Consider the following 6,411-nt stretch of genomic DNA (forward strand, 5'->3'; position numbering starts at 1 on the left):
GAACCCACCCGGGGCGTTCTCAGTGGTGCGAAGGGCGTCAGGCGCCCTGCGGAGCGGCCAGCTTCTTCGGCAGCGCCCCGGCGAGCAGCAGCGCCAGCACGGCCAGGCCGAGACCGACCCACAGGGTGATGTCGAACGCGCCCGACATCGTGGTGGCCGCCGCCTTCTCGGAGAACTTCTCCACGACCGGCTTCGCCTGCGCGTCCTGCGCCACCGCGACGCAGCTCTGCGAGGTGCCCGGCTCCGCCGAACCTCCCAGCCGCTCGACGGTGCACGCCTTGAACGAGCCGGCGATCTGGTCGGCCCGCTCGGCCGGCACGCCCGCCACGACGAGCTCCTGGCGCAGCTGCGGCGCGAGCTCGTCCGCGCTGGTGGACGCGGTCGAGCTGAGCGGCGCGAAGAACGCGAGCGACACGATCGCGATGCCGAGCGTGAAGCCGAGCTGCTGCTGGGTGCTGACCAGGCCCGACGCCGCGCCCGCGTCCTTGTGCGGCACGTCGGCGAGCGCGAACAGCGAGATCGGCGTGGCGAGCGCGCCGAAGCCCAGGCCGATGATGAACAGCGCCGGCACCATGCCCCAGCTGCCCAGGTCACCGCTGTTGACGAGCAGGAACAGGCCGATGCCCAGCGCGAGCACGACCGCGCCGCCCTGCAGCACCGCACGGCCGAACTTCGGCACCAGCACGATGACCGACGCCGACGCCGTGAAGAACGCGCCGATGCAGAACGCCAGCAGCGTCACGCCGTTGCGCAGCGGCGAGAAGCCGAGGCCCTCCTGCATGAACAGGTACAGCGCCAGCATGAACATGCCGGTGAAGGAGAACGTGACCAGCATCAGCCCGAGCGCCGAGGAGAAGCTGCGGGCCTTGAACAGGTTCAGCGGCACCAGCGGGGCGCCGTCGCGGCGCTGCTTCGCCCGCTCGTAGGCGATGAACGCGGCGAAACCGCCGACGGACAGCACCATCGAGACGATCGTCCACACGGGCCAGTGCAGCTCGCGGCCGAAGGTCAGCGGGAACAGCAGCAGCACGAGGCTCGCGGTGGCGAGCACGACGCCGACGAGGTCGAGGCGCATCGCGTGCGGGGCCTTCGACTCCGGGATGAACTTGTAGCCCAGGATGCAGCCGACGATGCCGATCGGCACGTTGATCAGGAAGATGGGCCGCCAGTCCCAGCCGAAGAGGTTCGCGGCGACCAGCACGCCACCGATCAGCGGTGCGACCGTGGCCGCGACGCCGCCGACCATGCCGTGCACGGCGAAGACCTTGCCCTTCTCCTCGTCGGGGAAGGTCACGTGGATGATCGACAGCACCTGCGGCACCATCAGACCGGCCGAGAGGCCCTGCAGCAGGCGGGCGCCGACGAGCATGCCGGGGTCGAACGCGATGCCGCACAGCAGCGACGACACGGCGAAGCCGATGACGCCGAGCTGGAACATGCGGCGGCGGCCGTAGATGTCGCCGAGCCGCCCACCGGTGATCAGGGTGACGGCGAACGCGAACACGTAGCCCGCGGTGATCCACTGCAGCTGGCCGAACGACGCGCCGAGGTCGCGCTGGATCGACGGGAGCGCGACGTTGACGATGCTGCCGTCCAGCATGTCCATGAAGACGGCAACGGTCATGATCACGAAGGCGGCCCACCGCCTCTTGTCGGGGGCCGCCGCGCCGGCGACCTGGGTCGCCTGCGCAGTGGCAGTCGCCGGTGGCGACTCCAGGTCGGGGTTGGCATTGGTGGAGGTCACTGTTTCTCCTCAGATAACTGATGTCTCGCTGCGCACGAACGCCGGTGGGTGCCGGGGTCCGGCTGCTCGCCGCTGCCGGTCGACCCCGACGGTGCTGCCCACCTCGCGTCCGATGGCGACGACTGCCGGTCGAGCAACCAGCGTGGCCTCTCCCACTTGAGGCGCGGTCAGGCCGTGGCGGAGCCGGGGCGGGCACGCCAGGAGCCCCGGCGCCGGGATGCGGGCGCCGGGGCCGGTCTGCCGCGGCGGTCAGCCGTGGAGCGATGCCGGGTAGGTGCGCACGGACGCGGTCTCGTAGCGCAGCGCGACGTGGCTGGAGCTGCTCACGACGTCACGCCAGAACCTTTGCAGCGCACCACCTTCCGCGAGTCCGCTGGTGCCGGCGGCCCGCACCAGGCCGCCGACCGCGTCGACCAGGACCTCGGCCGCGTAGGCGACGTTGCGCTCGTTGCGCGCCATCGCGGCCGGGGTGAACTCGCGGTCGTCGAGCACCCTGGCGTTCTGCTCCACGAGCAGCCTCGCCGACTCCACCTGGCCGGACGCGCGGACCAGGTCGACCGCGGACGTCACGGCCTGCTTCTTCCCCGACAGCACCGAGACGCACGCGTCGAGCGCTCCCATCGCCGCGCCGACGGCCGGAGCGGCGAACGTGAGGCCGCCGACCGCCTGGAACGGGACGTTGTGGCTCTCCACCGGCGACCAGCTGGTGCCGGTGACGAGGTCCGCGCGGGAGAACGACAGGTGCGCGGGCACGAAGACGTCGTCCACCACCACGGAGTGGCTGCTGGTGGCCTTCATGCCGACGCTGTCCCACGTCTCGAGCACGGTGAAGTCCTTGCGCGGCACGGCGAAGAACCGTCCCTCGTCGCCCACCACCCCGCACAGCAGCGCCCAGTCGGCGAAGTCCACGCCGCTGACGTAGACCCACCGGCCGCTGAGCCGGTGCCCGCCGTCGACCTCGGCGCCCTTGCCCATCGGCGGCTGCCCGGTCACGACGAAGGTGTCCGGGCCGGACGCCCAGATCTCGTCGTGGCCCTGCTGCGGCAGCAGCGCCGCGAACCTCGACGAGAACGCGGACAGCGAGGCGCACCACGCCGCGGAGGCGCAGCCCTGCCCGACGAGCAGGACCGCCTCGGTCAGTTCGGCGAACGTGCCCTCCGTACCACCGCGTCCGGCTGCGACGAAGTGCCGCGCGAACCCGGCTTCGCGCAGTGCCTCCACGACTTCGGGAGCCAGCTTGCGGGTGGCGTCCGCCTGCGCCGCGTGTTCGGCGGCGATCAGCTTCACCTTCTCCGCGGCGGCAGCCAGCCCGACGTTCTGAGCAGTCACTTCGTCACCTCCGTGGCGAGCGCGGTCAGGCGGCCTGGACGGGCAGGTCGCGGTGGATCGTGCGGGACTTGGTGTAGAGCTTGCCGTCGACGCGCACGAGCACGTCCTCGATGGAGAACGTCGGTTCGAAGCTGACCTGGCCCTCCTCGGTCGTGCGCGTGACGAGCGAGGCGTAGCTGACGTTCAGCGTGTTCTCGCCGACCTCTTCGATCAGGTAGTGGTCGTTCCAGTGCCGCACGGCGACGCCCTTGTAGCGGGGCAGCGCGGCGCTGGCGCCGGCGATCAGGGCCGCCCGGCCCTCGACCTTCTCACCGCGGTGGGCGTGGTCGGTGACCCCGTCCTCGGTGAACGTCCGGGCGTAGCCCTCCACGTCCAACGCGTCGAGCAGCCGCATCTGCTGGGCGTAGAACGTCTGGACCTCGATGTGGACCGCAACATTGACTGGGGACACGACAACTCCTCGGTCTGCCGGTTTCGCTGCCGCGAATATGGGTGCGGGCGCTGGACATCCGGTCGAGCCGCCCTGGTTCCACCCCGGTTCCAGGTGGGGTTGAGACAAACCGGGCACGGTCTCCTCCGACATCACCCATCCCTGAAACTCGCGAGGAGGGCCCCATGGCCTCAACTCCCGATGTCGCCAAGTCGGTGACGGTCGAGGCGACGATCGAGCAGGCGTTCGAGATCTTCGCGTCGAAGCCGATCGAGTGGTGGCCGGAGTCGCACGTGTTCGTGAAGGACCGGCAGGCCATCACGATCGAGCCGTTCGTCGGCGGGCGGTACTTCGAGCGCGGTGCCGACGGCGAGGAGATCGCCTGGGGCACCATCACCGAGTGGGAGCCGCCCAAGCGCCTCGTCATGACGTGGCGGGTCGGCCCCTACTGGCAGCCGATCTTCGAGGACGAGAACGCCTCGTTCATCAAGGTCGACTTCGAGGCCGTGGGCCCGGCGACGACGAAGGTCACGCTGACGCACGCCGACCTGCACCGCCACGGCGAGATCGCCGAGGGCATCCACAAGGCGCTCGACGGTCCCTCTCCCGGCGAGACGCTGGAGAAGTACGCCGCCGTGGTCGACAAGCACGTCCCGAAGGCCGCCTGAGAGACCTGGGCTTGCACGAAACGTGGCCGTCGCGACACCCCGCTCCGGGGGGGTTGCGGCGGCCACGTCGTCGTCGGAGGGTGTTTGCGCACGTCGGGCGTGGTGGCCTGAAGCCCGGTCCAGCGCCGTTCTAGTGACCGCCTGGACACTGAGCGTGATCAGCCATTCAGACGAACACCCAGACCGGGAGATCCACATGACCATCCTCGTCACCGGGGCGCGCGGCAACGTCGGCCGTCGCGTGCTCCAGGGGCTCTACGCGGCGGGTCACAGCCTCCGCGCGTCCGGCAGGAACCCGGCGGAGCTCGACGTGCCCGCCGGTGTGGAGACCGTTGCCCTCGACCTCAACGACCCGGAGACCTTCGTCGCGGCCCTCGCGGGTGTCTCCAAGGTGCTGCTCTACGCGGAGCCGGACGGCATCGTGAAGTTCCTCGACGAGGCCGAGAAGGCCGGCGTCGAGAAGGTCGTCCTGCTGTCGTCCAGCACGGTCGGGACGCCCGGCGACCCGCTGGCGCACCACCACGAGGTCGCCGAGCAGGCGGTCGTCGCCTCCGGCCTCACCTACACGCTCCTGCGGCCGGGCGCCTTCATGAGCAACGCCTTCGGGTGGAGCTACTCGCTGAAGGCCGGCGACACGATCGACCAGGTCTTCCCCGAGGCGCAGATCGCGCCCGTGCACGAGGACGACATCGCCGACGTGGCGGTCGTCGCGCTGACCGAGTCCTCGCTCGACGGCGAGACCGTCGTGCTGAGCGGTCCGGAGTCGCTCACGTTCCGGCGGCAGCTCGAGATCGTCGGCGAGGTGCTCGGCCGCACGCTCGTGATCAACACCCTGAGCCGTGAGGAGGGCGAGGCGCAGATGAGCAACTTCGTGCCGCCGCCGGTGCTCGCCTCGCTGCTCGCGCAGTGGGAGGCCGCGGTCGGCGTCACCGCGGACACGAGCGCGACGGCCGAGCGGGTCACCGGCAAGCCCGCCCGCACCTTCCGCCAGTGGGTCGAGGAGCACAGCGCCTTCCTCGCCTGACGGCGCACGCGGAGAGGAGCCGGGGCGGGGGTGGCGGACCCGCCCCGGCTCCGCGGCCTCACGCGCGGGTCATCGCGAAGGTGATGGTCGAGGTGCCCAGGTTCGTGCCGTCCACGAGGTAGAACGTCGACGGGCCGGAGCTCGTGAAGCTGTTCGGTCCACTCTGGACGCCGTCCTGGTCGAAGTCGACGTAGGCGAAGTACGCGCCGTTCTCGTCGTAGACCTTCTCGCCGCGGACGCGGTAGTGGAACGTGTTCGTGCCCGTGAACCACCAGGACCCCTTCGTGGTGGTGTTCTGCTCGTTGGTGATGAAGACGTTCCCGCCCGCCTTGAACACGAGCTGGGTCGCGTGGGCGCCGTCGGAGCGCGTCACGGACCCCGTCCACGTGCCCACCGGCGTGCAGCCGGTCGCGCTCGCCGCGGTGGCCGTGCCGGCCAGGGCCAGCAGCACCACGGCCGCGATGGCCGCTGTTAGTGCGAAGAAGGTGTTGCGTCTCGGTGTGGGCGTCTGCATCGGTTTGGCTCCCAACAGGTGTGCGTTACGACGGACGCGCGCAACCGTGGAGCAGCGACCCGGAGAACGGCTGAAGAGCCGCTCGAACGCACGGGGGCGGTGCGGCCGCGACCGGTGCTACAGGGGCGTTTGAGCTGCACGAAGAAAACTCAGCGCATCCACCGCCCACCCGACCGGAGGCACACCCCCATGAACGTCCGCAAGAAGGTCCTGGCGGCCGTGGCCGCCTGCGCGCTGGCCCTGCCCGTCGTCGCCGCCGCCGGTGCCACCGCGAAGCCCGACTACTCGACCGCGCTCGTCGGCCGCTGGGACCTCACGGTGACCATCCACATCCAGGAGCCACCGCTGTACGCGCCGCTGTTCTGCGACTTCACCGCCGACTACCTGCTGCACTGCGTCACCAAGCCGGGCAACCCCGACCAGCTCGAGGGACGCGGGGTCTGGACGATGGCCAAGGACGGCCAGTTCAGCTTCTGGATCACCCACCACGCGCACCGCGACGAGAACGGCAATCCGGTCGGCTCGATCAACGCGAGCCACCTCGGCAGGATCAGCCCGAACAAGAAGAAGTTCACCACCCGCGCGCACACCTACATCGACATGCACGACGGCACCCCGTGGCAGGGCCCCGTCCCCGTCGAGGGCGACGCGTTCCGCATCTGAGGCCGCACAGGCGGAAGCGCTCGGCGGGATCTCCCGCCG

General features: G+C 70.4%; 7 protein-coding genes. 3 read left to right on the forward strand and 4 right to left on the reverse strand.

From position 1 onward, the window contains the following. Positions 1-37 precede the first annotated feature (37 nt). From ACFWGZ_RS38510 to ACFWGZ_RS38520, 3 genes are all read right to left on the reverse strand, one after another. Positions 38-1,744: an MFS transporter gene (locus ACFWGZ_RS38510; RefSeq protein ID WP_382456529.1), complete on the reverse strand. Its 1,707-nt coding sequence runs from the start codon at positions 1,742-1,744 to the stop codon at positions 38-40. A gap of 249 nt (positions 1,745-1,993) precedes the next feature. Further along, the gene (locus tag ACFWGZ_RS38515; RefSeq protein ID WP_382456530.1) at positions 1,994-3,073 is read right to left on the reverse strand and encodes an acyl-CoA dehydrogenase family protein; all 1,080 of its coding nucleotides are present in this window, start codon (positions 3,071-3,073) and stop codon (positions 1,994-1,996) included. 25 nt (positions 3,074-3,098) lie between these two features. After that, on the reverse strand, positions 3,099-3,524 hold the full coding sequence (locus ACFWGZ_RS38520) for a nuclear transport factor 2 family protein (protein ID WP_382456531.1): 426 nt from the start codon (positions 3,522-3,524) through the stop codon (positions 3,099-3,101). Between the two features lie 164 nt (positions 3,525-3,688). Here ACFWGZ_RS38520 and ACFWGZ_RS38525 point away from each other — a divergent pair, with 164 nt between their 5' ends. Together ACFWGZ_RS38525 and ACFWGZ_RS38530 are read left to right on the forward strand one after the other, a co-directional pair. Beyond that, positions 3,689-4,171, forward strand: coding sequence for an SRPBCC domain-containing protein (locus tag ACFWGZ_RS38525; protein ID WP_382456532.1), 483 nt, complete (start codon positions 3,689-3,691; stop codon positions 4,169-4,171). A 196-nt stretch (positions 4,172-4,367) separates the two neighbouring features. Then, entirely contained in the window at positions 4,368-5,195 is an 828-nt protein-coding gene (locus ACFWGZ_RS38530; RefSeq protein ID WP_382456533.1) for an NAD(P)H-binding protein, read from the forward strand. A gap of 58 nt (positions 5,196-5,253) precedes the next feature. Here the strand turns inward: ACFWGZ_RS38530 and ACFWGZ_RS38535 are convergent, their stop codons facing one another. Continuing rightward, positions 5,254-5,709 (reverse strand): hypothetical protein, encoded by a 456-nt coding sequence (locus ACFWGZ_RS38535; protein WP_382456534.1) that lies wholly within the window; start codon positions 5,707-5,709, stop codon positions 5,254-5,256. A 189-nt stretch (positions 5,710-5,898) separates the two neighbouring features. Between ACFWGZ_RS38535 and ACFWGZ_RS38540 the strand changes: the two genes are divergently transcribed. Then, positions 5,899-6,372 (forward strand): hypothetical protein, encoded by a 474-nt coding sequence (locus ACFWGZ_RS38540; protein WP_382456535.1) that lies wholly within the window; start codon positions 5,899-5,901, stop codon positions 6,370-6,372. Positions 6,373-6,411 lie beyond the last annotated feature (39 nt).

The sequence above is a fragment of the Lentzea sp. NPDC060358 genome (genome assembly GCF_042725365.1).
GTDB lineage: Bacteria > Actinomycetota > Actinomycetes > Mycobacteriales > Pseudonocardiaceae > Lentzea.

Coding starts and splice junctions, on each gene's coding strand:
- ACFWGZ_RS38540 (WP_382456535.1), top strand. CDS start 5,899: ATGAACGTCCGCAAGAAGGTCCTGGCGGCCGTGGCCGCCTGCGCGCTG.
- ACFWGZ_RS38525 (WP_382456532.1), top strand. CDS start 3,689: ATGGCCTCAACTCCCGATGTCGCCAAGTCGGTGACGGTCGAGGCGACG.
- ACFWGZ_RS38530 (WP_382456533.1), top strand. CDS start 4,368: ATGACCATCCTCGTCACCGGGGCGCGCGGCAACGTCGGCCGTCGCGTG.
- ACFWGZ_RS38535 (WP_382456534.1), bottom strand. CDS start 5,709: ATGCAGACGCCCACACCGAGACGCAACACCTTCTTCGCACTAACAGCG.